The sequence below is a fragment of the Mycobacterium sp. genome (genome assembly GCF_052145595.1).
Taxonomy (GTDB): domain Bacteria; phylum Actinomycetota; class Actinomycetes; order Mycobacteriales; family Mycobacteriaceae; genus Mycobacterium.
In genome coordinates this window covers 44,142-65,589 of sequence record NZ_JBKQOI010000096.1, presented here as the reverse complement: position 1 = coordinate 65,589, position 21,448 = coordinate 44,142, and the positions used below count along the sequence as shown (strand labels likewise).

Below are 21,448 nucleotides of genomic sequence, written 5' to 3'. Positions count from 1 at the left end.
GCCCGATCGGCGCCTTCTCGGTCGATTCGCGTTGCACCCCGGGGCCGCCGGCGCGGGAGATCGCCGCCGCGACGCCGCCGGCGTGCCGCAGTTGGGTGTTGGCCGCGTTGGTGATCGCATCGACTTCAAGCTTGGTCACGTCGGCCTGAAGCACCTCTAACTCGATCATCGACTCATTGTCCCGCGATATCGATTCGGGCCGCCGGCTCTCCGCGTCTTGGGGCTAGCTTGACCGTGGCTGAGCGGAATAGGGTGGCTGACTGGGAGGCAGGTGCAAACGTCATGAGCAGCGAAACGCCCACTAGCGGCGGCACTGGCGGGGCTGGCGGCCGCGGCGGGGCTGGCGGAGCCGGGGGAGCAGGCGGGGCTGGCGGACGCGGCGGCGACGGTGGCCGGGGCGGCGACGGCGGCATGGGCGGGGCGCCCGGGCCTGGCGGTCAGCCCGGCGCGGGCGGGGAGGGTGGTGCCGGCGGCGCACCCGGCCCCGGCGGAACCCCCGGCCAACCCGGCCAACCGGGCCAACCCGGGCAGCCTGGCCGACCCGGCAGCCCAGGCCACTAGGACGCGACGGTCACCTGGCACCGGCGGTACCGGCGGCGCCCCCGGACCCGTAGTGCCGCCTGGGACAGATCACCCCGGTCGGCATGCGCCGGCACCGCGCGCCTCAACCCCAGGAATGCCGCCAGTAGGCTCAGGCCGGTGAGCGCACGCGCGGGCATCGTCGTCACCGGAACCGAGGTCCTCACCGGACGGGTGCAAGATGCGAACGGCCCCTGGATCGCCGACCGGCTGCTGGAGCTGGGCGTCGAGCTGGCGCACATCACCATCTGCGGTGACCGCCCTTCCGACATCGAGGCGCAGCTGCGCTTTATGGCCGGGGAGGGCGTGGACCTGATCGTCACCAGCGGCGGCCTGGGGCCCACGGCCGACGACATGACCGTCGAAGTGGTGGCGCGCTTCTGCGGCCGGGCGTTGGTGTTGGACGCGGAGGTCGAGAACAAAATCGCCAACATCCTCAAAAGGCTGATGGCGCACTTCGATTCGGAAAGTTTCGACGCGGTGCGCGCCGCCAACCGTAAGCAGGCCATGATTCCGAAAGGTTCGCAGGTGCTCGACCCGGTGGGCACCGCGCCCGGGGTGGTGGTGCCCGGCAGCCCGACGGTCATCGTGCTTCCGGGACCACCGCGCGAGCTGCAGCCGATGTGGCGCAGAGCCATCGAAACACCCGCGGCACAAGGGGCGATCGCCGGTCGAACCATTTACCGGCAGCAGACCATTCGCATGTTCGGGCTGCCCGAGTCGGGTCTGGCCGAGACACTGCGCACGGCTGAGAAAACCATCCCCGGCTACGAGCAACTCGAGATCACCACCTGCCTGCGGCGCGGCGAGATCGAAATGGTCACGCGCTACGAGCCGCACGCCGTAGACGTCTACGCGCGGCTGACCGAGCTGCTGCGCGAAAAGCACGGGCAGCAGCTCTATTCCGAAGACGGCGCGAGCGTGGACGATGTGGTCGCCCAGTTGCTGGCCGGCCGCCGGATCGCGACGGCGGAATCCTGCACCGCGGGGCTGCTGGCGGCGCGGCTTACCGACCGGCCCGGATCGTCCGACTACGTGATGGGCGGGGTGGTCTCCTACTCCAACGAGGCGAAAGCCGAGCTGCTGGGCGTCGACCCGGCCCTGATCGATAAACACGGGGCCGTGTCCGAGCCGGTGGCCGAAGCGATGGCGGCAGGCGCGCTGCAGCGCTTCGGCGCCGACACCGCCGTCGCGATCACCGGTATCGCCGGCCCGGGCGGGGGCACAGACGAAAAACCAGTCGGCACAGTCTGTTTCACCGTGATGCAAGACGGCGGCCGCAAGGACACCCGCACGCTGCGGCTCCCCGGGAACCGGTCCGACATCCGGGAGCGCTCTACGACGGTGGCCATGCACCTGCTGCGGCGCATACTGAGCAACAACGAATAAAGTCAGGTCACTTTCGTTGGGAGAAAAGAACTTTCGGCCGTGCCGAAGCGGATTCCGGTGGCGTCCTTGCCGATCAGCGTCAGGAACGCCACCGCGATCAACACCGGCACGATCGTCGCCGCCAACGCAAAGGGATAACCGTGCGACTCGGCCAGGCGTTCCTGAATGGGCAGGTTGAACGCCGCCAGCAGGTTACCGAGCTGGTAGGTGACGCCGGGGTAGAGGCCGCGGATGGCATCGGGCGACATCTCGGTCAGATGCGCGGGGATCACGCCCCACGCGCCCTGCACGCAGACTTGCATCAAAAACGAGCCGAGGCACAGCATCGCCGCGGTGCGTGAGTAGGCGAACAACGGCACGATCGGCAGCCCCAGCAGCGCGCAGAAGATGATGGTGTAGCGGCGGCTGAACCGCTGTGACAGCGTGCCAAAGAACAGGCCGCCGATGATGGCGCCGACGTTGTAGACCACCACGATCAATTTGACGGTCACGCTGGACAGGCCGGCGCCGTGGTTGGCGGTCGACGTCAGGAAGGTCGGGTAGACGTCCTGGGTGCCGTGGCTCATCCAGTTGAACGCGGTCATCAACAGCACCAGGTAGATGAATCGGCGGATGATCGCGGCGTCGCGCAGCACGTCGCGGATCCTGGTGCTGGTCAGCCGCATCCGGTCCTGCGCGGCCTCCCACACCTCGGACTCCTCCACCCGGTATCGGATGATCAGGCTGATCAGGGCCGGGATGATGCTCAAGCCGAACAGCCAGCGCCACGACAACCCCAGCCAATCCATCACCACCAGCGATGCAACGCTCGCCAGCAGATAGCCGAATGCATAACCCTCCTGCAGCAGCCCGGAGAAAAAACCGCGTCGCTCCACGGGCACCTTCTCCATGGCGAGCGCCGCGCCCAGCCCCCACTCGCCGCCCATGCCGATGCCGTACAGCAGCCGCAGGATCACCAGCACGGTGAAGTTGGGCGCGAACGCACACAGGAACCCCACCACGGAGTAGAACATCACGTCCACGATCAGCGGGAGCCGCCGACCGACGCGGTCGGCCCACAGCCCGAATAGCAATGCGCCCACGGGGCGCATGACCAGGGTGGCAGTGGTGACAAACGCGACTTCGGCTTTGCTGACATGGAACGTCTTCGCGATGTCGGCGTAGACGAGCACCACGATGAAGTAATCGAAGGCGTCCATCGTCCAGCCCAACGACGCCGCGATGAATGAATTTCGCTGATCGGCGGTGAGCCGTTGTGTTGTCACGTCAGCATCGTTGCAGTACCAGGCGCGCCGGCGAAAGCCATTTGAACATGCAATCCGCGAGAGTAAGTTGCCGATACATGCGAATCATCGACGCCGACGGACACGTCGCCGAGAACTCATCGCTGGCGATCGAAGCAATTAAACGCTGGCCGCAACACGTGAAGCCCAGCACCGACGGGCGGCTGCGGTTGACGCTCGAGGGCCGCAACTATCCCGAGGACCAAGGCCCCGGCGCGGGTTGTCCGCCCGAACACGGGATCAGCAAGGCCCCTGACATCAATTGCCGGTCGGCCGAGGGCGTGCTCGGCGACGCCGATCGCGATCACATCGACACGATGGTGCTGTATCCCAGCCTCGGGCTGTGCGCGCCAAGTCTGGAGGACCCCGAGTTCGCAGCGGGGTTCTCCCGGCTCTACAACCAGTGGATCGCGGACTACTGCGCGCCCTCGGGCGGCCGGTTGCGCGGCGTCGCCGTGGCCCCCGTCGAGCACGGCCGGCTGGCCATCGACGTCATGACCGAAGCCAGGGAGCTCGGGCTGGTAGCGACTCTCGTCCCGCCCGCCCTGAAGACCCGCAACCTCGACCACCCCGACCTCGACCCGTTCTACGCGGCCGCCGTCGAACTCGGGATGCCCCTCGGCGTTCACGGCGCCCCGGGCATACACCTGCCGAAAATCGGGGTGGACCGCTTCACCAACTACATCCAGGTGCACTGCATCAGCTTTCCGTTCGACCAGATGACGGCGATGACCGCGATGGTCTCCGGCGGCGTCTTCGAGCGGCATCCACGGCTACGGGTCGCCTTCCTCGAGGCGGGGGCGGGCTGGGTCCCATTCTTCATGGATCGCCTGCACGAGCATTACGAGAAGCGGGGCGATTGGGTCGAGCGCGGCTGGCGCCGCGATCCGCACGAATATCTGGCCGCGGGCAACATCTTCGTGACGTGTGAACCGGAGGAACCGATCCTGCCCGGCGTGATCGACGTGCTGGGTGCCGACTTCATCATGTTCGCCAGCGATTACCCACATTGGGACGGCGAGTGGCCGGAGAGCACCAAACACCTGCGCACCCGCGCCGACATCAGCGAGGAAGCGCGCGAAAAGATCGGCGGGCGCAACGCGCAGCGCTTTTACAACCTGAACTGAACGGGGTTACTTCCACGACACCGGGTGGCAGGATCTTCGACATGGGTTCTTTTCTGCTTCGCGCCGCATTGACCGGACTTGCCATGTGGATCGTCACCCTCTTCGTGCACGGGTTGAGCTTCGTGGGCGGCGACACAAAGCTGGAGAGGGTCGGCATCATCTTCGTCGTGGCGGTGATCTTCGGTCTGGTCAACGCGATCGTCAAGCCGGTCGTCCAGATCTTGTCGATCCCGCTCTACATCGTGACCCTGGGCCTGTTCCATATCGTCGTCAACGCGTTGATGCTGTGGATCACCGCGTGGATCACCGAACACACCACCCACTGGGGGCTGCAGATCGACCACTTCTGGTGGACGGCAATCTGGGCGGCGATCGTGTTGTCCATCGTGAGTTGGGTGTTGTCACTGGTGGTTCGCGACGTCGGCGGCCGCGCCCGCGTCTGAGAGCTCAGCGGGCCTGCCACCGCGGCGGTCGCTTCTCGGCGAAGGCGCGTGGTCCTTCCTTGGCGTCCTCCGTCGCGAAAACGCGGTCGCTGTGCCGGGTCTCGTTGTCGTACGCCGATTCGAGGTCGAGCGCCAAGCCTTCAACGGCTGACTGCTTCGTCGCGTAGACCGCCAGCGGTGCGTTGGCGGCAATGCGCTCGGCGTAGTCATACGCGGCATCCATCAGCTGGTCCGCCGGGACCACCCGGTTGATCAGCCCCATCGCCAGGGCTCGCCCCGCGTCCACCATGTCGGCAGTCAGCAGCAGCTCCATCGCGAACGCGTAGGGAATCTGACGCGGCAGCCGCACGGTGGTCCCGCCGCCGGCGAACAGACCGCGCTTGGGCTCCATGACCGCGAATCGCGCCTCGGGCACGGCCACTCGAATGTCGGCGGAGCTCAGCATCTCGAACCCGCCCGCGATGCACGTTCCGTTTATGGCGGCGACGATCGGCTTGTACACCGGGAACCGATGCAGGACGGCGTGAATGGCGTCGTCTTTGTTCCACCCTTCGGGTTTGGGTAGCTCACCGGTCAGTTCCGGGATGAATTTCTTGAGGTCAGCGCCGGTGCAGAAGTCCCGGCCGACGCCGGTGATTACCGCGACCCAGGCGCCGGCGTCGTCGCGGAAAGCCGCCCAGGCGTGGGCCAAGTCGCGGAAATGCTGCATGTCCAGCGAGTTGCGCGTCTCCGGACGGTTGATCGTGATTGTGGCAATGTGCGCGTGCAGCGTGTAATCGATGCTCACCGCGTCTCCACATGACTCAAGGTTGCTATCTTTGCAACAATAACCTCGGGTGTGCCGACGGCGTTAACGATCAGCCCCCACCAGGCGCACCACGTCCCGCGCGCAACCCCATGACAACGTCACGCCATTGCTGCTGTGCCCGTAGTTGTGGATGCAGCGCGCCCGCCCGAGCGGCTCAGCCTCCACTCGCACCGACAGACGGTCGGGACGCAGCCCGGTAATCGTCTCGATCACCTCGGCCTCGCGCAGCCGCGGCTCGATCCGGCGACAGCGTTGCAGGATGCGGTCGGTCACCTCGCGCTCCGCGGTGGTGTCCCAGCGGTCAGGGATGCTGATGCCGCCGCACACCACGCGCTGCGGATGCGGGAAGTAGCAGGTCCACTCCCGGCCGCTGTTGATCTCCATAAACAGTTGCCGCAGACCGGGATTGGTCAAGACAACATGCTGACCGAACAGCGGCCGCACCGAGTCATCGCCGGTCAGCGCTCCCGAGCCGAGACCGGCACAGTTGACGACGATCGGTGCGGCGTCGGCGGCCTCGGCCAGCGACCGCACCGGATGCAACTCGATTTCGCAGCCGGCCGCGGCCAGCCGCCGTGCCAGGTGGTCGAGATATTGCGGCATGTCGATCATCGGCATGGTGGCGCGAAACCCGGCACCGAAACCATCGGGGATGCCGGCCGGGTCAGCCGGCCGCAGGTCGGGGATGACCTCGGCCGCCGACGACATCGCCTCGGCCCCAGTGAGGTCGCCGACGATCAGCGCCGGCGCCATGCGAACCCCGGTGCTGGGGTCATTGGCCAGTTCACGGAACACCCGCAGGGAGTGCTTGGTCCAATCCAGCGTCTTGGCGGCGCGTTCGGCCGGCCGTGGTGGCGCCCACACCGCACCCGCCACCGCCGAGGTCGTCTGCTGCGGCGTTGCCGCCGCCCACACCCGCACCCGCCAGCCCGCCTCGGCCAGACACACGGCCGACGTCAATCCACTCACGCCGGCACCTACCACGACGATCTGTTGCGAACTACTTGCCATGGCGGCAGGACCCATCAGGAATGGGGGGCTTGCTGTCCATTCTGGCCGCCGAGCAGCCCGTTGAGGATGCCAAGAGCGCCTTGCACACCTGGAGGCGGTGAATTACCGGGCGGAGTGGCGTCCGGGGTCAGCTGCCAGGGCTGGCAGCCCGACGTCTTGAACGCTTTGTCTGTCGGGTCGATCTGCACTACCTGCGGCTTTTTGGTCATGGTGTTGTCGATGAGGGCGCCGTCGGGGTCGCCTGTCCGCTTCCAGTAGCACGTGCCGTTGCCGACCGGCCCGGCCGAGCTGTAGATGCCCGGCGCGATGTCCGTGCCCACCGCGTACGTGCCGTCGTGGTCCATGGTCGCCTTCGGTGCCGGTGCCGGTGCCGGTGATGCTGCAGGTGCCGGGGACGCCGACGGTGCAGGCGGCGGCGTCGGCTCCGGGTCGGCCGCGGCGACACCCGCGGACGCACCCCAGCCGGCAAAGATCAGCCCCGCGATGACAAATCGTGCCGCGGCAGGTGGGACCTCTTTGAACCTCATGAACCGCAGCCTACCGGGGTGAGCAGCCCATTTCACATCTGTGTCGCGTGATCACAGGTGTGATCCCGAGGCACGTGATGTGGAGCAAGCGGGGCAGACGCCCCAGAAGATAACCTCAGCCTCGTCCAGCAGGAAGCCTTTCTGGTCCGAAGCGGACAGGCACGGACCCTCACCGAGAGCACAGTCAACGTCCACGATGACCCCGCAAGACCGGCAGACGATGTGATGGTGGTTGTCACCGACCCTCGACTCGTAGCGCGCGACGGAACCAGGGGGCTGGATTCGTCGCAGCATACCCACGTCGGTCAGCGTGTGCACCACGTCGTACACAGTCTGAAGGCACACATCAGGTAGGCGGGCACGCACCGTTTCGAAGACCGTTTCCGTGTCTGAGTGCGGGTGCGCGTGCACCGCGGCGAGCACGGCCATCCGCGGGCGGGTAACACGGAGACGAGCCCTGCGCAGCTGTTGTGCGTAGTCCGTCGCCGACCCGTCGGGAATCCGACTATCCATCCTGAAATCAGTCAAGCGTTTGACCCCCCCGGAAGCCGGCCGATGAGCGCTGCAAGTTAGGGACCTTCACGGAAAGTAACGCTCACAGCGCAGCTGATCTTAGAGTCATTCGGCCCTTTCTTGTTACGTTTCCGCGCAATCGACTCAGACTAAAAGGAATGGGACAGTAGTAATTACAGACTTTTAGACTGCGTATTGCCGTGATCTCCTGTCTGGCCGTAAAGAGAAGAATTACTTACAGGTTGACTTTCTTAGCACGTTCACCCCTGGGCGACTTTCGGTTGCTTGCTTACGATCCCGCACTATCGAGTCCTGCCCGCACACGAGCACCGGTTGTGTGCCTCGCCCGTTGTTGAAGCCGGCCGACCACGGCCAGCGTCCACGCCAGTCGGCCCAAACCAGCTGCACCGCTGACACGTTCGGCACGACGGCGGCCGCGGCGCACCCGGTGCGCAGCGAAGACCCGCGAAAACCCTTGTAACGCTTGGAGATAGGACCGACCGGACTTTTTAGGTCAGCCTCCGCACCTTGCCGGCGTAACCCAGCGCGTGCTCATACGTCTTGAGATTGTCGCGAGAAATCTTCGCGTACACAGGACGCTCGAGAAAGAAGCGCAGCACCGGGTTGTAGGCGTGATACGTCTCGTGGAAGGTCAGCACGGTCGTGCCGTCGGGCTGCTCCTCGAGCTGGTGATAGCCCTCGGCGCGAGACCACAGCGGTGCGCCGACCGCGACGTAGCGCGACAGCTTGTTCATCTCCGCTTCGGTCACCGTCTCCCACGACCGCGCCTTGCCCCTGGACAGCAGGTACTTGGGCACTTCGAAGACGCAGGTGCGGACCAGACCCTCACCGGCTTCGTTGCCCTCGTTGAGGATTTCCATGCTGCCCGTGGGCCACTTGAGAATTCGCGGCCGTGGCGCGTTCGGCGGGGCCGGCGGATGAAGCACCCGCCACACTTTCCTCGGCGGCGCATCGACATGGAATCGCACGGTGTAGGACTGCATCAGCTTTCTCCATCAGGCTGTCCCCAGGTGTCCCAATAAGTGATCGTCTCCGCGGGCGGCCGCGCGGCCGGCCGGAAGTCGGTGCCAATCGTATAGGCCACCGGGAACAGCGCAGCCTGGGTGACCGTGGCCGGAATCCCGAGCACCTCGGCCACCTCCTGCTCCTTGGCCAGATGCATCGTCGTCCACACCGATCCCAGTCTTCGGGACCGCAGCGCGAGCAAGAAGCTCCACCCGGCCGGGATGATCGACGCCCAGGCCGACGCGGCGGCCAGCACATTGGAGTTATCGATGCGGTTCTCCAGACAGGGGATGACATGCACCGGAACCTGGGCCAGCGTGTCAGTCAGGCTGAACGCGCTGGCGTACACGCGCTGGGTCTGCGGGTCGGACGCGTCCTTGGCGGCGTACTCGAGATAGTCAGCGCCGATGCTCTTGTAGATCTCGGCGATGGCGGCGCGCTTGTCGGCATCGGTGATCACCAGCCACCGCCAGTCCTGCGCGTTGCTCGCGGTGGGCGCCTGCATCGCCAGCCGTATGCACTCGAGGATCACGTCGCGACCGACCGGCCGGGTCAGGTCAAGGCGTTTTCGCACCGATCGCGTGGTGGTCAGCAATTCGTCGACCGTCGCGATGTCCATGCTGTCCTTCCAGTCGCTTTGCTTGGTCAAAGGTCGATTGCGCAGGACTGATCGACACCAAGCACCGTCAACGAGCGTCCAAGGCCAAGAAATACCGCGACGCACAGCGTCAGATCGAGGATCTCCTCGTCGGAAAACGACCCCCGCAGCCGCTCGAAGAACGCGTCGCCCATCGACGCGTGGTCGGTCGCGAAACGCTCGGCGTACTCGATGGCAAGACGCTGGCGCGGCGTGTAGCCGGGGTAGCTGGCATAGGCGGCGACGTTGTCGTAGAGCTCCGGCGCGACACCGACATCCAGCACGGACTGGGCACGAAAATCAGAGCAGGCGACGCAGTCGTTGATCTGAGCTATTCGCATCCTGGCCAGCTCCCGCTCGTCGGGCGGCAGCATGCTCTGCTGGTATGCGCCCCGGATCATCCGCTCGACCATGCCACCGAGCGGCGGCCGTAGCGTCCAGATCATGGCGGCTTCGCCGCCCGGGCCATCCGGCACGTTGAGTCGGGCCATCAGCGAACTCCTGCGCGGTAATGAGGCTAAAAAATTGAGCAAACCAGATTCTCGACGCGACTGTCTAGGTCAACCGTCGCGCTCTAATTGTGCATCTGTAGATCTTGACTAGACGCGGAAAACTGGCCAGGCTACGGTCCGTTGAACGAGGGCGTTCAAGGCAGAGCGCCCGGGTGCGGAGGTCTTGGCGTGCTGTTCATGCACGAGGTGCACAAGGTACGCGGGCGCCACGAAGACGAATTCGAGGCCGCATTTCGGGAGGGCTGGATGCCCGCGCTCGCCGAGGGCTACGAGGCCCGGTTGTTGTGGTACTCAAACCAGGCGCACGGCAGCGGCCCCGCCTACACCGTGATGACCATGACCGCGGTTCGCGACGGAGCGGCGTGGGAACGCCTGACCAAGCGGGTCCAGAAGGGTGACCTTCAGGAGTGGATGCGCGGGGTGGACGCGCTCCGCCACGAGGTCGATGCGAAGCTGCTGGTACCGCTACCGTGGTCGCCACTGCTGGAGGTGTCGTTCGACGAGGTGCCGGTCGATGGGCGAGAGCACGAGATGAGTCTCTACATGGAAGACACCATGTGGCCTTACGAGGACAAGTTCGAGGAATACATCGCCAGGTGCGGTGACGTGTACGCCAGGAGCCTCGAGCAGCCGTCGTCCATGCTGGAAATGCACGCTGCGTTCCAGCCCGCCCTCGGCAGTCACGTGCGCCGCGAGGTGCTCCTGATGCAGCGCATCAGCAGGCCCGAGGCGCTACTCGATCTGCTCCGGACCCACATCCCCGCCGAGTACCGCGCCCCGGGGACCTGGATGCACGACGCCCTGGACCTGCGCGATCAATGGACCACCCGGTTGCTGCGGACCTCCGAGTGGTCCCCCCTTTACTGACCCGCCCATGAATACGGGCACAATCGTCGACGCGCCGGCGGCCGGCGATCCCACGCGGGTCGCGCTCATCATCGACGGGCGCTCCGTCAGTTACGGCGAGCTGGGCGCGACGGTGCGGCAGTGCGCCACCGGCCTGGCCGACCACGGTGTGATGGCCGGCCAGCGCGTCGCGGTCGTCGATGGCGGAAGCCTGCTGTCTATCGCGACGTTGCTCGCGGCGGCACGCATTGGCGCCGCGGCCGCGCTGATGAATCCCGCGCTGACGCCGCCGGAGCTGCAAGGGCTTTTGAAAAACGCCGGCTGCGCCGATGTGGCGGTCGCGGGGGAGCAGTACATCGACCGGCTCCGCCAGGCGGGTGCGCCCACGGTGCTCACGGTGCCCGACCTGACGGGCGACAGTCGATCGACGTTGCGAAGCGACGTCGACCTGGCCGAAGATACCGACGACGGGGACGCCTTGGTCCTGTTCACCAGCGGCACAACGGGACTCCCCAAGGCCGTCGGCATCAGCGGCCGGCAGCTCGCCAGGCGTATCACGGGGATATCGGCGCCGTTCCGGGCGGACACCAGGCCCTCGATAGGGATGATGTCCGTCCCCTTCTTCCATGTCGGCGGCGCGCTGGGCACGCTCGGCAGTCTGTACTCGGGCAACACCTCGGTGGTGCAGGCGCGGTTCGACGCCGGCGAGTGGCTACGCCTGGTGTCGGAACACCGGGTGACCACGACGTTCATGGTGCCGACGATGCTGCAGCGCATCCTCGATCATCCGGACTTCGCGGGCACCGACCTGACGTCTCTGGTCGCCATCGCCTACGGGGCCGCGGCCGCGCCAATCACGTTGGTGCGCAGGGCGATGGCCGCGCTGCCCCACGTGGCGTTCGCCAACGTCTTCGGACAGACCGAGACCCTTGGCGCGTACACGACCCTGCTGCCCGGCGATCACCGCGATCCGGCCCGCGCCGGCTCGGTCGGCCGGCCGTTGCCCGGAGTCGAAGTGCGAGTGGTGGACCCCGCGACGGGCGATGACGTCGAGCCCGGAACGGTCGGCGAGTTGTGGGTGAACACCACTCAAAACGTCACCGAGGGCTGGCTGCACACCGGTGACCTCGCCCGCCAGGATGCCGACGGCTACATCTTCCCGAGCGGCCGCCTGAGCGACACCATCAACCGTGGGGGAGAGAAGTTCGGACCGATCGAGGTCGAGGAAGCGCTGCGTTCCCACCCGGCGGTAAGCGACGTCGCGGTCGCCGGGATCGCCGACGACGAACTCGGCCAGCGGGTGGGGGCCGCGGTGGTGTCTCACGCCCCGGTGACGCTCGAGGAGCTGCGGTCGCACTGTCGCGAGTTGATCGCCTACTTCAAGCTGCCCGAGCGGTTGGCCATCGTCGACCAGATCCCGTACAGCGCGACCGGCAAAGTCAGCCGGCCCCAGATCGCCACGCTGATCGCCAACGGCGCCTGAAACATAGGAATTATTAATGCTTTTCCTTCACGAGACGCACAAGGTGGTCGGCGCGCGGCAGGACGAATTCGAGGCCGCCTACCGGGAGGGCTGGATGCCCACGCTGGCGAAAGAGGACACCGCCCGGCTGCTCTGGTACGCCAATCACGCTCACGGCTCGGGGGCTTCCTACACCGTCGTCACCATCACCGGAATCACCGACGGCGCCGCGTGGGAGCGGCTCGCCCGCCGCACGCAGAACGGGGATCTGAACCCGTGGATGCGCGAACTCGACCACCTGCGCCACGACGTGACCGGCAAGATCCTGCTCCCGGTCTACTGGTCGCCGCTGCAGACGGTAGACCTGGCGACCGTGCCCACCGATGGTGCGGTCCATCCGCCGAGCCTGTTCATGGAAGACACCGGCTGGCCCTACGCTCCGCTCGATGACTACATCCGTTCGTGGGACGAGATCTACTACCGCGTGCTTTCCAAAGCCCCGCCGGGGATGCGGATCCTCGATATCCAGGCGTGCTTTCAGGTCGCGCACGGTAGCTATCGCCGACGAGAAGCGATGCTGTGGCAGAAAATCGACGATTCCAACAACCACGCGGCGCTCGTACGCCTGCTGACCACCGAGACCCCGCCGGAGCACCGTGCGCCAGGCAGCTATATGTTCGACGCCCTGAAATACCGCGATCAGTGGGAGAGCCGGCTGCTGCGGACGTCGGAGTGGTCACCCTTGTACTGAGCCTGTTGCGCCGACCCGCGGCAGCGATGCGAGCGACGTGACATCAGATTTGGCATGGCTTTTCACTGCCCGCTTCTAACTGGGCGACGCTGAGTCGTGGTGCCCAGATGTTCGCGGGATGAACTGCGTGTGCAATTCCTCTGTGAGCACATGGATCTGGCGAGTGAGCTCGGTATTGGTCTTCAGCTCCAATTCCTGGGCCTCGAAGTCGTGGTCGGCCTTCGCTTGCTGGAAAGATGCCTGACGGTTCTGCCCGATCATCACGAAGGTCGACAGAAAAATTGCCTCAAGCGACACCACCAGGGTCAACGTCGGCCAGGGGTTCCGTTCCAAGACCAACATCCACACGGCAAACAGTGCCGCGTGTATCCAGACGAAGTTCATCGACCCGGCAAACGCCGTTATCCGGTCCGCCAGGCGCAACTGGAGCTTGTCGCGCCGTCTCCTGGCCTCGTCCAGGACGGCCGGATGGTGCGGCTGCCCACTTCGCAGTAGTCGGCCTGGAATCAATTGTGGGCTGTGCCGATGGCTTTCGGCTTGTGTGGTCATGCTGAACCGTTCCTTTCGGCGCCATGGCGATACGCGCTTTCGCGCGATCTGACAGACTTCGGCGGGTGGATGGGACCGTTCGCCAAGCCAAGCACGGACGTAGGCGATTTTCCACGCCCACGGCCTGGTGTCGGTCAGACCTTCCCGCCAGTGATCGCTCCACGCAGTAGCGCAGGCGCCAACACTCGCAGTCACGGAACAAGAATGCCCCTGGACGCGCTTGTGATCAGGGCGATTAACGCCGCAAACTGACCGATTGCAGGAACGGCTCGGCGACCGCGAGAAAGCCGTCCGGATCCGACGAGAAAACCACATGCCCGGTATCGAGGATCTCGAGCCGGGAACCGCGAATGGCATTGTGGGTCGCGCGTCCGGCGCTCAGCGGTATGGCGATGTCTTTCTTGCCCCAGACGATGAGAGTGGGCACGGACAGCTCACCGGCACGGCTGCGCAGATCGTGCTCGGGTGAGGCGAAACTTCGCCACAGCCCCGTTGCGACGCGGATGCCCTCGGACGTTTTCGCCGCCGCGGTCGCACGCCGGATGATCTGCCGATCGCTGTCGGTCTTGGCCTTCATGTAGCCGCGGACGAACAGGGGAGCGGCCCGGCGGAATACCGCCGGCGTGCCCAACACCCGGCAAGACATGCGAGACAGCGGATTCCATGTAACGAACCCACCCGCGTTGACGAGGACCAGGCCCGCGACGGAGTCGGGACGGTTCATCGCCAGGCGCGCAGCGGCGAATCCGCCGACCGAGTTCCCGATCAGCACGGCCCGCGACAGGCCCAGCCCGTCGACAACGTCTTCGAGCACGTCCGCGAAAAGCGGTGCGCCGGGCTCGATGGTGGCGTCAACCGGATCCGAATCGCCGTGCCCGGGCCAGTCCACGGCGATGGTGCGGTAGCGCTCGGCCAGCACCTCGACGATCGGGTCGAAGTCGTGCCGGTCGTGCAGCGTCGCATGCAGCAATAACACCGTTGGGCCACTACCGGATTCGCGGTAGGCAATTCGGCCCGCCCGAGTCTGAATGGTCGTCATTGAGAATTCCCTCCAGAGCTTGACCGACTGGTCGGTCATTGCGTACGGTACAACGATAGGGACGCGCTGACAAGAAGGGATCTGGGATGAAAGAAGCCCCGCCGCCCGAGGCGCCATTCGCGGACAAGATGGCCTACTACCGCACGCAACACACGTCTAAGGGCGTAAGGGCAGCCCATCTCGTCGGCACGCCGATCATCGCGGCCGGCCTGCCGCTGATGTTCGCCAAGCCAAAGCTGGGAGCCCCGATGTTCATCGGAGGATGGGCCCTGCAAATCGTTGGCCACCGGTTGTTCGAGAAGAACCTCCCGTCGACCCACAAGGGATGGATCACATATCAACTGACCGGCGTGATCCACGTCTGTGAGCAATATGGCGAGATGCTCGCCAGGCGCAGCCAACGCAGGGTGAGGACGCGGTGAGATCGCCCGAGCCCGGACGTAATGCGCTGCTGGACGCGGGACAGCGGCTGTTGGGATCGGAAGACCTGGCCCGACTCTCCGTCAACGCGATCGTCGCCGAGGCCGGCATGGCGAAAGGTAGCTTCTATCAGCATTGGCCCAGCCGCGCCGGATACGTGCGGGCATTGCATGCTCGATTCCATGACCAGCTGGGCGAATCGATCGCTGCTGTCATGGCCGACCTACCGCCCGGACGCGAGCGGCTCGAGGCGGGCGCAAACGCCTACCTCGACGGCTGCTTGGCCGAGCCGTCTACCAAAGCATTGCTCGTCCAGTCGCGCACCGAGGCCGGGCTCAGCGATTTGGTCGCCGCCCGTAATCAGAGCTCGGCGACCCTGATCCTGCCCGATCTGGTGGCGCTGGGGTGGGCGCCACCGGAACCGGTCGCGGTGCTCCTCGTCGCGGCGGTCGCCGAGATCGCCCTGATCGAGCTTGCCACCGGTAAACGCGATAAACAGTTGCGCCGCGGGTTGCTTCGGCTCGCCACGCGAACACCTACAGGTTAGAGAAGCGGCGCCAAACCCGAGCGAACCAGATCCAGGCTCGCGGCCACGAGTGCACCGAGGTCACCGGTACACCCGTTGCGGCCCCAATTCTCCACTGCCACAACGAGAGCGGCGGCCAGTGCGGAGCCCGCGACCTCGGCGCGAAGATCGATGTTCGCCACGTCCGGGTTGCGGTTCCTGATGAAGTCGGTCAGCACATGACCAAACGACGATTGCACCACCCGCAGATGGCTCGCGACGCGGTCCGCACTGATCAGCTCGGCGCGGGCGGTCGCGGCCTGGCGCACCACCTCGAGGTCGTACGGGAAGGCCGCCACGCTCGCCAGCACCGCGTCGAAGAGTGACTCCGAGGCCGGGTGCTCCGCAAGCGCCTCGGCCAGCCATTCCAAACGCGTCTCGTAATCCTGGAACAGCACCGCTTCCTTGGTCGGGAAATGCCGGAAGAAGGTGCGTTCGGTGACGCCAGCCTCCCGGGCCAACTCGGTCACCGTTACGTTGGTAAATCCCTTGCGGGCGAAGCTCTTCAATGCCGCTTGGCGAAGCGCCTCATGCGTCGACCGGCGGCGCAATTGATGGCGGTTCGTTGGGGCGCTCATGGCATTGGGATGGTATCCCAGGCGCCCGGAATTCGTCAGGACAGACATCTTCCCATTGTGTCAGTACTGACATATTCTTGTCACGCCAAGCCGAGGGAGGACAGAAGCGGTGACGATGAGCAAGACTGACTATGACGCGATCGTGGTGGGTGCCGGACATAACGGGCTCACCGCAGCCGCGATTCTGCAACGCGCCGGTCTGCGCACGCTGTGCCTGGAAGCCAACACCTACGCGGGCGGCATGGCGGCAACGGTCGAATTGATCGACGGCTTCCGATACGAGATCGCGGGTTCGGTGCAGTTCCCCACCGCCAGCCAGATCACCAAGGACCTCGGGCTCGACACCCTGCCCACGGTGGAGCCCGACGTGATGTCGACCAACATCGGCGAAAACGGAGAAGAGCCGATGGTCTTCTACCGCGACCCGATCCAGCTGATGACGCACCTCGGCGAAAAGCACGGCTTCGAGGCGGTCACCGGCATGGCCGAACTGATCGGCTGGAGTCAGGGACCCGCCAAGGCTCTGGGTCGCTTCGACGTCCGCAAACCTCCCAAGACCCTCGACGAGATGTATGCCTGCGCCGCCAACGAGGCCGAGCACCGCGCGATCCACGAAATGCTGTTCGGTTCCGCGATGGACGTGATCGACCGGTACCTGCCCGACAAGGACAAGCACGCGGTCATGCGCGGAATGCTCGCGTTTCTGGCCGTCAACTCCACCTACCGCGGGCCCTACACGCCGGGCAGCGCCACCTGCCTGGCCTTCGCGCTGGCTGTGCCTGACGACAGCACCGCGATGATGACCAAGCTCATGGGCGGCATCGGAGCACTGACCGAGCATCTGCGTGAGCTCTTCGTCTCCCACGGCGGGGAGATCCGTTTCCGCGCGAAGGTTGAACAGATTCTCGTCGACCACCAAGCGGTGACCGGTGTGCGACTACGTGACGGGTCGACGATCACCGCGCCGATCGTGGTGTCCAACCTGTCGCCGGACGTCACTCTCACGGAGCTGATAGCGCCCGATCAGGTGCCCGCACAATTGCTCTCGCGCATGTCCGGTCGTGACCACCGCGCCTCCTTCGTGCAACTCCACTTCGCGCTCGACGGGCTGCCCGAGTTCGCTCCACCCTATGAACTGTTGAACGAGGCCGGCATGCAGCAGTCGGTCGGCATCTTCGGCTCGCCGGAAGAGCAACAGCTGCAATGGGAAACCTGCCGCCGGGGCATCGTTCCGGACAACCCATCGATGGGAATGCAGATCCCGTCGGTGCACGATCCGAGCCTGGCGCCGCCCGGCAAGCACGCGGCCAGCGCATACGCCTACGCCTTCCCGGTCGAAGTCGGCCGCGACCAGCACGGGCACCTCAAAAACGAGATGGCAGAACGTGTTATCGACAAGATCACCAGGTTCGCCCCGAACTTCAAGGACATCGTCATCCGCCACATCACGTTTGCGCCTTACCACATGAACACGATGTTCGGCGCGCCGGCCGGCGACTTCTGCCATGGCCTGCTGCACCCGGACCTAATGGGACCCAATCGCCCGGGGCCGAAAGGTTTCCTCGACCTTCCGATTCCGATCGACGGCCTCTACCTCGGCGGCGCAGGATGCCATGGCGGCCCGGGCATCACCTTCATTCCCGGTTACAACGCCGCCTATCAGGCGCTCGACGACGTGTCGGCGTGAATGGCCTCCTGTTGTTCAGGGCCGACAGGTGCGGTCGAGGGGGATGACCGTGCCGCCGGATTGCAGCGACAGCAGGTAGAGATAGGTGGCCAGCGAATGTTCGCACGCCACAGTCGATTTGACCAGGGTTTTCGGCGGAAGCGGCACAAATCGAACCGGGTTCAGCTCGTGCGGATTGAGCACGTGCTCATAGTCGACCGGGGGAGGCAATGTGGGGACGATGTCGAGGCGGTTCGCGATCCGGGACGAGTTCTTGACCACCTGGTCGTAGGTGCCTGCAAATAGCGAATCCCCGACGCGAGGACTGCCGTATGAGTAAACGGCCGGGTCGGCAAACGCCGTGTTCGCCGCCACGTCGAGGGCGAGCAGCGTCGCAAGGGCACCTCCCAGGCTGTACCCGCAAATCGCCACGGAGCTAACGGGCCGCGGGAACGCGAGCTTTGCGAGCGCGTTGACCACGGTCGGCGAACCCGGCCCGGTTTCGGTCCGCAACGACTCGTACATGGCGGTGAAGCCGTCTTCCGTGTGGCCGGCGCCGGCCAGAAAGGGGCACGGAACCTGGAGGAACTCGACGTCATGGAGCCACTCCAGGACCCCTTCGGTACCCCGGATCGCGATCACCACATCGCCGGCTTGGTCCACTTGGCAGATCAGTCCGATGGAAACCTCGTCGTCGCCCCGGTTCGGGTTCATGTCGGTCGCCAGGTCGTTGGCATAGATCGTGGTGACCACCGTGTAGTCGACGCCGCCGGCACTCAACGGTTGACCGGCCGCGTTCGTCAAATCGCTGGGCGATGTCTTATATGTTGCGTTGACGAGCTGGCCGAGTTCTATTGCCTTGGTTACGTCGAATGCCGGCTGCGTCGGCATAGCGCATCCCCCTGAAGGCCTGTGGCGAGGCCGTGACCGGCTCGTCGCGAGCTCATTTGTCGGTGTGGCTCAGCCTTGGAACGTTCCGGTGAACTGTGCCTGTCCCGCTGTGGCCTGTGTTATCGCCTGCGCCGCTTGCGGCCCAACGAGTCCCGGCGGGAGCTGGAACGTGGCGGGAAGCTGGTAAAGGGTGAACCGGTAGTGGTGTACCCCGGAGCCCGCGGGCGGACAGGGCCCGCTGTAGCCGGCCTGGCCGGCCGAGTTCGGCAGGCTTGTTCCTCCGGCGGGAGTCTGACCGTCGGCGGTGCTCCCGGAACCGGGAGGGATGCCAACCACGATCCAGTGAACGTAGGGTCCGCGGGGGGCGTCCGGGTCGTCGACCACGAACGCCGCCCCCAACGGCGCCGACCACGTCAGCGGCGGCGCTATGTTGGCCCCCTTGCAGGTGTACTGCGCCGGGATCGATGCCCCGTCCGAGAACGCGGGACTGCTGATTGTCAACGGGCCCCCGGCGGGGGCTTCTGCGATAGTCCGACCGAGGGGCGTCACTTTCGGCGTCAGTGGAGCCGTCGTTTGACTGCCGCCGTGGCCACCGCAGGCGGCCACCGTCACCAGCAGTGCCAGCCCGCCGATGACCGATGCGATTCGGTGAAATGTGCTCGCCAGTGTCGATTCCATAGAGGACAGTGTCGCTCGCGAACCGTGGGTCCGGAAGGCCCGCACATCGCGAGTGGCCGGGTTTAGGTGCCCTCGGCGGGGGAGGTCAGGTCCTCGATCCGCACGCACTGATCGGTGCCGTCGAGCCAGAGCAGGAATCGCGAGGGCGGTGGAAAGTGGTGGGCGGCGAGCCCGATCGGGACGAGAGTCGGGTTGCCGACGGGGATGGCGCGTCCCTGCCAGTGCAGTTTGCCGGGTCCGGCCTGCAGGTTGACGTACCAGCTGGTTCGCGGCCCGTAGGTGAGCGGGACGACGAAGCCACCCGGCTGCTCCACCACGCGGATGGGTGTGCTGTAGCGCCTGCCCGTGCGACGTCCGGAGTGTTCGATCACCGCGAAGATGCTGTGCGGTCGGCCGGCGCGGCCCACGCTGGTCACCATCTTGTTGGCGAACCGCTTGTTGCGGTGCCGCTTGGCATCGATCACCGCTTGGTCACCGCGGCGCATGCCGGCGGCGATGCGGACTCGCCGCACAACCAACGCGACGAGTACCCCGGCCAGCACGGCCCCCGCGGCGCGTCTCAGGTTCGGCCCGCTGGTCTGCGTTGACATGGTCGGCTACCCGCCGCGCTTCCTGACTTCGAGCACGCGGTCGCGCAGGCCCTGGGTGGCCGTCTCCAGCAAACCCTTGGACCCTCTCTTGATCAAAAATCCCGGGACCGGTACGGAGAGATCTACGGTGAGGTCGAAGCGGACCCGGGTCGAATCCCCCTCGGGGGTCAGCGTATAGCGACCCTCCTGCGCGCGTTGTTGATGGGCGCTCAACAGCGTCCAGCTCACGCCGTCGTCATGAACCGAGTAGGCCAGCACTTGTTCATCGCTGACGCCCACGATCTTGACCACTTGCCGGGATTTACTCGGGTGGCCCTGGTCGTCGCGCTCGAGGATTTCGACCTGTCGGTGCACCGAGGACCACTCGGGCAACGACTCGAGGTCGAACAGTACGTCCATGATCTCGTCGGGCGTCGCCTCGATGACAACTTCGCGGGACTCGGTGACAGCCATAACGGAAACATAGCCAGTGTGGCGACTCGGAAAAACTTAGGGAACCTAGGGCACCAGCACGACCTTGCCGATGTTCTCGCGGGCCGCCAGGATGCGGTGCGCCTCGGGCGCTTCGCCGAACGGCACCGCCGCATGCACGACGGGGGAGATCGTTCCGTCGTCGAGTGCCTTGCTCAGCGGGGTGATCCAGGTCTCGAGCGTGCCGCGATCGTCCCAGAGCCGCAACATGTTCAGACCGATCACGGCTTTGGACTCCTGAAGTTGGTCGAGCAGGTTGAAGCCGCGCAGCATCGCCAATGCGTGTGGGGCCGCCCCGCGCAGCGAGCGCTTCTCGCCCTGCTGCATCGCCGAAACCCCATAGCAGACCAGTCTTCCGCCGGGGCGGAGCAGCGCGTAGGACCGCCGCACCGACGTTCCGCCCAGTGCGTCGAGGACCAGATCGTACGGGCCGAGGCCCTTCCACCAGTCGTCGCGGCGATAGTCGATCGCCCGGTCCGCGCCCAATTCCGCCAGCTTCCGGTGCTTTCCGGGTGACGCCGTACCGTGCACTTCGGCCCCGGCGGCCTTGGCGAATTGGATGGCCGCGATGCCGACACCGCCGGCCGCCGCGTGCACCAGCACCCTCTCGCCGGCGCGTAACGACCCGTAGCCGTGCAGCGCCGCCCAGGCCGTCGAATAGTTGACGGGGACGGCGGCGCCCTGTTCGAAGGTCAACGCATCGGGCAGTGCCACGGAGTCGTTGGCCGCCACGTTGACGATTTCGGCGTAACCACCGAATCGCGTGCCGGCCAGGACCCGTTCGCCGACGCGGGTGGGATCGACGCCGTCCCCGACAGCCTCGACCGTGCCGGCGACTTCGTAGCCGACCACCGCCGGAAGTTTCGGCGCGTCCGGGTACATGCCGACACGGGCGAGGTGATCGGCGAAGTTCACCCCCGCGGCGCGTACCGCAATCCGCAGCTGGCCCGGGCCCGGCGGCGGCGGGTCGGGCCGCTGCTGGACCTGCAAGACGGATGGGTCGCCATGCTTGGTGATGACGACTGCGCGCATCGTGTTCCCTCCTCGGGTCGCGAGCGGGACCAGTCGATCGTTGCACACCTCGGCA

General features: G+C 65.8%; 27 protein-coding genes. 10 read left to right on the top strand and 17 right to left on the bottom strand.

All coding sequences use genetic code 11. The features are described 5' to 3' along the window. Positions 1-169, bottom strand: a 169-nt coding sequence (locus ACLP4W_RS08430; RefSeq protein WP_442385688.1) for a macro domain-containing protein, incomplete at its 3' end; no start/stop codon positions are given. Positions 170-282: 113 nt separating this feature from the next. On the opposite strand from ACLP4W_RS08430, the gene ACLP4W_RS08425 reads away from it, so the two are divergent. Both ACLP4W_RS08425 and ACLP4W_RS08420 read left to right on the top strand, forming a co-directional pair. After that, entirely contained in the window at positions 283-561 is a 279-nt protein-coding gene (locus ACLP4W_RS08425; RefSeq protein ID WP_442385682.1) for a hypothetical protein, read from the top strand. A 138-nt stretch (positions 562-699) separates the two neighbouring features. Beyond that, a complete protein-coding gene (locus tag ACLP4W_RS08420) occupies positions 700-1,968 on the top strand; it encodes a competence/damage-inducible protein A (protein ID WP_442385681.1) in 1,269 nt (422 codons plus the stop codon). Positions 1,969-1,970: 2 nt separating this feature from the next. Here ACLP4W_RS08420 and ACLP4W_RS08415 read toward each other — a convergent pair whose 3' ends face one another. Next, on the bottom strand, positions 1,971-3,233 hold the full coding sequence (locus tag ACLP4W_RS08415; RefSeq protein WP_442385680.1) for a sialate:H+ symport family MFS transporter: 1,263 nt from the start codon (positions 3,231-3,233) through the stop codon (positions 1,971-1,973). A gap of 77 nt (positions 3,234-3,310) precedes the next feature. Between ACLP4W_RS08415 and ACLP4W_RS08410 the strand changes: the two genes are divergently transcribed. Together ACLP4W_RS08410 and ACLP4W_RS08405 are read left to right on the top strand one after the other, a co-directional pair. Next, positions 3,311-4,378 carry an amidohydrolase family protein gene (locus ACLP4W_RS08410; protein WP_442385679.1) on the top strand — a complete coding sequence of 356 codons (1,068 nt, stop codon included), beginning with the start codon at positions 3,311-3,313 and terminating at the stop codon, positions 4,376-4,378. Positions 4,379-4,419: 41 nt separating this feature from the next. Beyond that, positions 4,420-4,821 carry a phage holin family protein gene (locus ACLP4W_RS08405; RefSeq protein ID WP_442385678.1) on the top strand — a complete coding sequence of 134 codons (402 nt, stop codon included), beginning with the start codon at positions 4,420-4,422 and terminating at the stop codon, positions 4,819-4,821. Between the two features lie 4 nt (positions 4,822-4,825). Here ACLP4W_RS08405 and ACLP4W_RS08400 read toward each other — a convergent pair whose 3' ends face one another. The 7 genes from ACLP4W_RS08400 to ACLP4W_RS08370 form a co-directional block, all read right to left on the bottom strand. After that, a complete protein-coding gene (locus ACLP4W_RS08400; protein ID WP_442385677.1) occupies positions 4,826-5,608 on the bottom strand; it encodes an enoyl-CoA hydratase/isomerase family protein in 783 nt (260 codons plus the stop codon). A 63-nt stretch (positions 5,609-5,671) separates the two neighbouring features. Further along, the gene (locus ACLP4W_RS08395) at positions 5,672-6,640 is read right to left on the bottom strand and encodes an FAD-dependent oxidoreductase (protein WP_442385676.1); all 969 of its coding nucleotides are present in this window, start codon (positions 6,638-6,640) and stop codon (positions 5,672-5,674) included. 14 nt (positions 6,641-6,654) lie between these two features. Then, on the bottom strand, positions 6,655-7,167 hold the full coding sequence (locus tag ACLP4W_RS08390) for a hypothetical protein (protein WP_442385675.1): 513 nt from the start codon (positions 7,165-7,167) through the stop codon (positions 6,655-6,657). Positions 7,168-7,218: 51 nt separating this feature from the next. Beyond that, the gene (locus tag ACLP4W_RS08385) at positions 7,219-7,680 is read right to left on the bottom strand and encodes a Fur family transcriptional regulator (RefSeq protein ID WP_442385674.1); all 462 of its coding nucleotides are present in this window, start codon (positions 7,678-7,680) and stop codon (positions 7,219-7,221) included. 509 nt (positions 7,681-8,189) lie between these two features. Further along, complete coding sequence (locus tag ACLP4W_RS08380; protein WP_442385673.1) at positions 8,190-8,684, bottom strand: SRPBCC family protein; 495 nt, start codon at positions 8,682-8,684, stop codon at positions 8,190-8,192. Further along, complete coding sequence (locus tag ACLP4W_RS08375; protein ID WP_442385687.1) at positions 8,684-9,325, bottom strand: nitroreductase family protein; 642 nt, start codon at positions 9,323-9,325, stop codon at positions 8,684-8,686. The genes ACLP4W_RS08380 and ACLP4W_RS08375 overlap by 1 nt, the downstream gene beginning before the upstream one ends. 26 nt (positions 9,326-9,351) lie before the next feature. After that, positions 9,352-9,834: a carboxymuconolactone decarboxylase family protein gene (locus ACLP4W_RS08370; protein ID WP_442385672.1), complete on the bottom strand. Its 483-nt coding sequence runs from the start codon at positions 9,832-9,834 to the stop codon at positions 9,352-9,354. 198 nt (positions 9,835-10,032) lie between these two features. On the opposite strand from ACLP4W_RS08370, the gene ACLP4W_RS08365 reads away from it, so the two are divergent. The 3 genes from ACLP4W_RS08365 to ACLP4W_RS08355 are packed head-to-tail and all read left to right on the top strand — an operon-like array spanning position 10,033 to position 12,914. Then, positions 10,033-10,722, top strand: coding sequence for a hypothetical protein (locus tag ACLP4W_RS08365; RefSeq protein ID WP_442385686.1), 690 nt, complete (start codon positions 10,033-10,035; stop codon positions 10,720-10,722). Positions 10,723-10,729: 7 nt separating this feature from the next. Continuing rightward, a complete protein-coding gene (locus ACLP4W_RS08360) occupies positions 10,730-12,184 on the top strand; it encodes a class I adenylate-forming enzyme family protein (protein WP_442385671.1) in 1,455 nt (484 codons plus the stop codon). A gap of 16 nt (positions 12,185-12,200) precedes the next feature. Continuing rightward, positions 12,201-12,914 (top strand): hypothetical protein, encoded by a 714-nt coding sequence (locus tag ACLP4W_RS08355; RefSeq protein ID WP_442385670.1) that lies wholly within the window; start codon positions 12,201-12,203, stop codon positions 12,912-12,914. Positions 12,915-12,989: 75 nt separating this feature from the next. Here ACLP4W_RS08355 and ACLP4W_RS08350 read toward each other — a convergent pair whose 3' ends face one another. Beyond that, positions 12,990-13,463, bottom strand: a complete 474-nt coding sequence (locus ACLP4W_RS08350; protein WP_442385669.1) for a DUF1003 domain-containing protein — start codon at positions 13,461-13,463, stop codon at positions 12,990-12,992. A 235-nt stretch (positions 13,464-13,698) separates the two neighbouring features. Beyond that, entirely contained in the window at positions 13,699-14,502 is an 804-nt protein-coding gene (locus ACLP4W_RS08345; RefSeq protein WP_442385668.1) for an alpha/beta fold hydrolase, read from the bottom strand. 86 nt (positions 14,503-14,588) lie between these two features. Here ACLP4W_RS08345 and ACLP4W_RS08340 point away from each other — a divergent pair, with 86 nt between their 5' ends. Together ACLP4W_RS08340 and ACLP4W_RS08335 are read left to right on the top strand one after the other, a co-directional pair. Next, positions 14,589-14,924 carry a DUF962 domain-containing protein gene (locus tag ACLP4W_RS08340; RefSeq protein ID WP_442385667.1) on the top strand — a complete coding sequence of 112 codons (336 nt, stop codon included), beginning with the start codon at positions 14,589-14,591 and terminating at the stop codon, positions 14,922-14,924. Next, positions 14,921-15,469 (top strand): TetR/AcrR family transcriptional regulator, encoded by a 549-nt coding sequence (locus tag ACLP4W_RS08335; RefSeq protein ID WP_442385666.1) that lies wholly within the window; start codon positions 14,921-14,923, stop codon positions 15,467-15,469. The genes ACLP4W_RS08340 and ACLP4W_RS08335 overlap by 4 nt, the downstream gene beginning before the upstream one ends. Here the strand turns inward: ACLP4W_RS08335 and ACLP4W_RS08330 are convergent. Continuing rightward, a complete protein-coding gene (locus ACLP4W_RS08330; protein ID WP_442385665.1) occupies positions 15,466-16,065 on the bottom strand; it encodes a TetR/AcrR family transcriptional regulator in 600 nt (199 codons plus the stop codon). The two genes, ACLP4W_RS08335 and ACLP4W_RS08330, sit on opposite strands and share 4 nt — an antisense overlap. A 115-nt stretch (positions 16,066-16,180) precedes the next feature. Here ACLP4W_RS08330 and ACLP4W_RS08325 point away from each other — a divergent pair, with 115 nt between their 5' ends. Beyond that, positions 16,181-17,752, top strand: a complete 1,572-nt coding sequence (locus tag ACLP4W_RS08325; protein ID WP_442385664.1) for a phytoene desaturase family protein — start codon at positions 16,181-16,183, stop codon at positions 17,750-17,752. Positions 17,753-17,767: 15 nt separating this feature from the next. Here ACLP4W_RS08325 and ACLP4W_RS08320 read toward each other — a convergent pair whose 3' ends face one another. From ACLP4W_RS08320 to ACLP4W_RS08300, 5 genes are all read right to left on the bottom strand, one after another. Next, positions 17,768-18,622, bottom strand: coding sequence for a lipase family protein (locus ACLP4W_RS08320; RefSeq protein WP_442385663.1), 855 nt, complete (start codon positions 18,620-18,622; stop codon positions 17,768-17,770). A 69-nt stretch (positions 18,623-18,691) separates the two neighbouring features. Next, complete coding sequence (locus ACLP4W_RS08315; protein WP_442385662.1) at positions 18,692-19,300, bottom strand: YbhB/YbcL family Raf kinase inhibitor-like protein; 609 nt, start codon at positions 19,298-19,300, stop codon at positions 18,692-18,694. 62 nt (positions 19,301-19,362) lie between these two features. Continuing rightward, positions 19,363-19,890 (bottom strand): hypothetical protein, encoded by a 528-nt coding sequence (locus ACLP4W_RS08310; RefSeq protein ID WP_442385661.1) that lies wholly within the window; start codon positions 19,888-19,890, stop codon positions 19,363-19,365. A gap of 6 nt (positions 19,891-19,896) precedes the next feature. Further along, positions 19,897-20,343, bottom strand: coding sequence for an SRPBCC family protein (locus ACLP4W_RS08305; protein ID WP_442385660.1), 447 nt, complete (start codon positions 20,341-20,343; stop codon positions 19,897-19,899). Between the two features lie 45 nt (positions 20,344-20,388). After that, on the bottom strand, positions 20,389-21,393 hold the full coding sequence (locus ACLP4W_RS08300; RefSeq protein ID WP_442385659.1) for a zinc-binding dehydrogenase: 1,005 nt from the start codon (positions 21,391-21,393) through the stop codon (positions 20,389-20,391). Positions 21,394-21,448: the final 55 nt, after the last annotated feature.

What these genes read in the sequence shown, in the direction of transcription:
- ACLP4W_RS08305 (WP_442385660.1), bottom strand. Translation starts at nt 20,343, where the DNA reads ATGGCTGTCACCGAGTCCCGCGAAGTTGTCATCGAGGCGACGCCCGAC.
- ACLP4W_RS08345 (WP_442385668.1), bottom strand. Translation starts at nt 14,502, where the DNA reads ATGACGACCATTCAGACTCGGGCGGGCCGAATTGCCTACCGCGAATCC.
- ACLP4W_RS08355 (WP_442385670.1), top strand. Translation starts at nt 12,201, where the DNA reads ATGCTTTTCCTTCACGAGACGCACAAGGTGGTCGGCGCGCGGCAGGAC.
- ACLP4W_RS08390 (WP_442385675.1), bottom strand. Translation starts at nt 7,167, where the DNA reads ATGAGGTTCAAAGAGGTCCCACCTGCCGCGGCACGATTTGTCATCGCG.
- ACLP4W_RS08365 (WP_442385686.1), top strand. Translation starts at nt 10,033, where the DNA reads ATGCACGAGGTGCACAAGGTACGCGGGCGCCACGAAGACGAATTCGAG.
- ACLP4W_RS08330 (WP_442385665.1), bottom strand. Translation starts at nt 16,065, where the DNA reads ATGAGCGCCCCAACGAACCGCCATCAATTGCGCCGCCGGTCGACGCAT.
- ACLP4W_RS08310 (WP_442385661.1), bottom strand. Translation starts at nt 19,890, where the DNA reads ATGTCAACGCAGACCAGCGGGCCGAACCTGAGACGCGCCGCGGGGGCC.
- ACLP4W_RS08300 (WP_442385659.1), bottom strand. Translation starts at nt 21,393, where the DNA reads ATGCGCGCAGTCGTCATCACCAAGCATGGCGACCCATCCGTCTTGCAG.
- ACLP4W_RS08360 (WP_442385671.1), top strand. Translation starts at nt 10,730, where the DNA reads ATGAATACGGGCACAATCGTCGACGCGCCGGCGGCCGGCGATCCCACG.
- ACLP4W_RS08425 (WP_442385682.1), top strand. Translation starts at nt 283, where the DNA reads ATGAGCAGCGAAACGCCCACTAGCGGCGGCACTGGCGGGGCTGGCGGC.
- ACLP4W_RS08375 (WP_442385687.1), bottom strand. Translation starts at nt 9,325, where the DNA reads ATGGACATCGCGACGGTCGACGAATTGCTGACCACCACGCGATCGGTG.
- ACLP4W_RS08380 (WP_442385673.1), bottom strand. Translation starts at nt 8,684, where the DNA reads ATGCAGTCCTACACCGTGCGATTCCATGTCGATGCGCCGCCGAGGAAA.
- ACLP4W_RS08385 (WP_442385674.1), bottom strand. Translation starts at nt 7,680, where the DNA reads ATGGATAGTCGGATTCCCGACGGGTCGGCGACGGACTACGCACAACAG.
- ACLP4W_RS08370 (WP_442385672.1), bottom strand. Translation starts at nt 9,834, where the DNA reads ATGGCCCGACTCAACGTGCCGGATGGCCCGGGCGGCGAAGCCGCCATG.
- ACLP4W_RS08325 (WP_442385664.1), top strand. Translation starts at nt 16,181, where the DNA reads ATGAGCAAGACTGACTATGACGCGATCGTGGTGGGTGCCGGACATAAC.
- ACLP4W_RS08340 (WP_442385667.1), top strand. Translation starts at nt 14,589, where the DNA reads ATGAAAGAAGCCCCGCCGCCCGAGGCGCCATTCGCGGACAAGATGGCC.
- ACLP4W_RS08395 (WP_442385676.1), bottom strand. Translation starts at nt 6,640, where the DNA reads ATGGCAAGTAGTTCGCAACAGATCGTCGTGGTAGGTGCCGGCGTGAGT.
- ACLP4W_RS08350 (WP_442385669.1), bottom strand. Translation starts at nt 13,463, where the DNA reads ATGACCACACAAGCCGAAAGCCATCGGCACAGCCCACAATTGATTCCA.
- ACLP4W_RS08315 (WP_442385662.1), bottom strand. Translation starts at nt 19,300, where the DNA reads ATGGAATCGACACTGGCGAGCACATTTCACCGAATCGCATCGGTCATC.
- ACLP4W_RS08405 (WP_442385678.1), top strand. Translation starts at nt 4,420, where the DNA reads ATGGGTTCTTTTCTGCTTCGCGCCGCATTGACCGGACTTGCCATGTGG.
- ACLP4W_RS08410 (WP_442385679.1), top strand. Translation starts at nt 3,311, where the DNA reads ATGCGAATCATCGACGCCGACGGACACGTCGCCGAGAACTCATCGCTG.
- ACLP4W_RS08320 (WP_442385663.1), bottom strand. Translation starts at nt 18,622, where the DNA reads ATGCCGACGCAGCCGGCATTCGACGTAACCAAGGCAATAGAACTCGGC.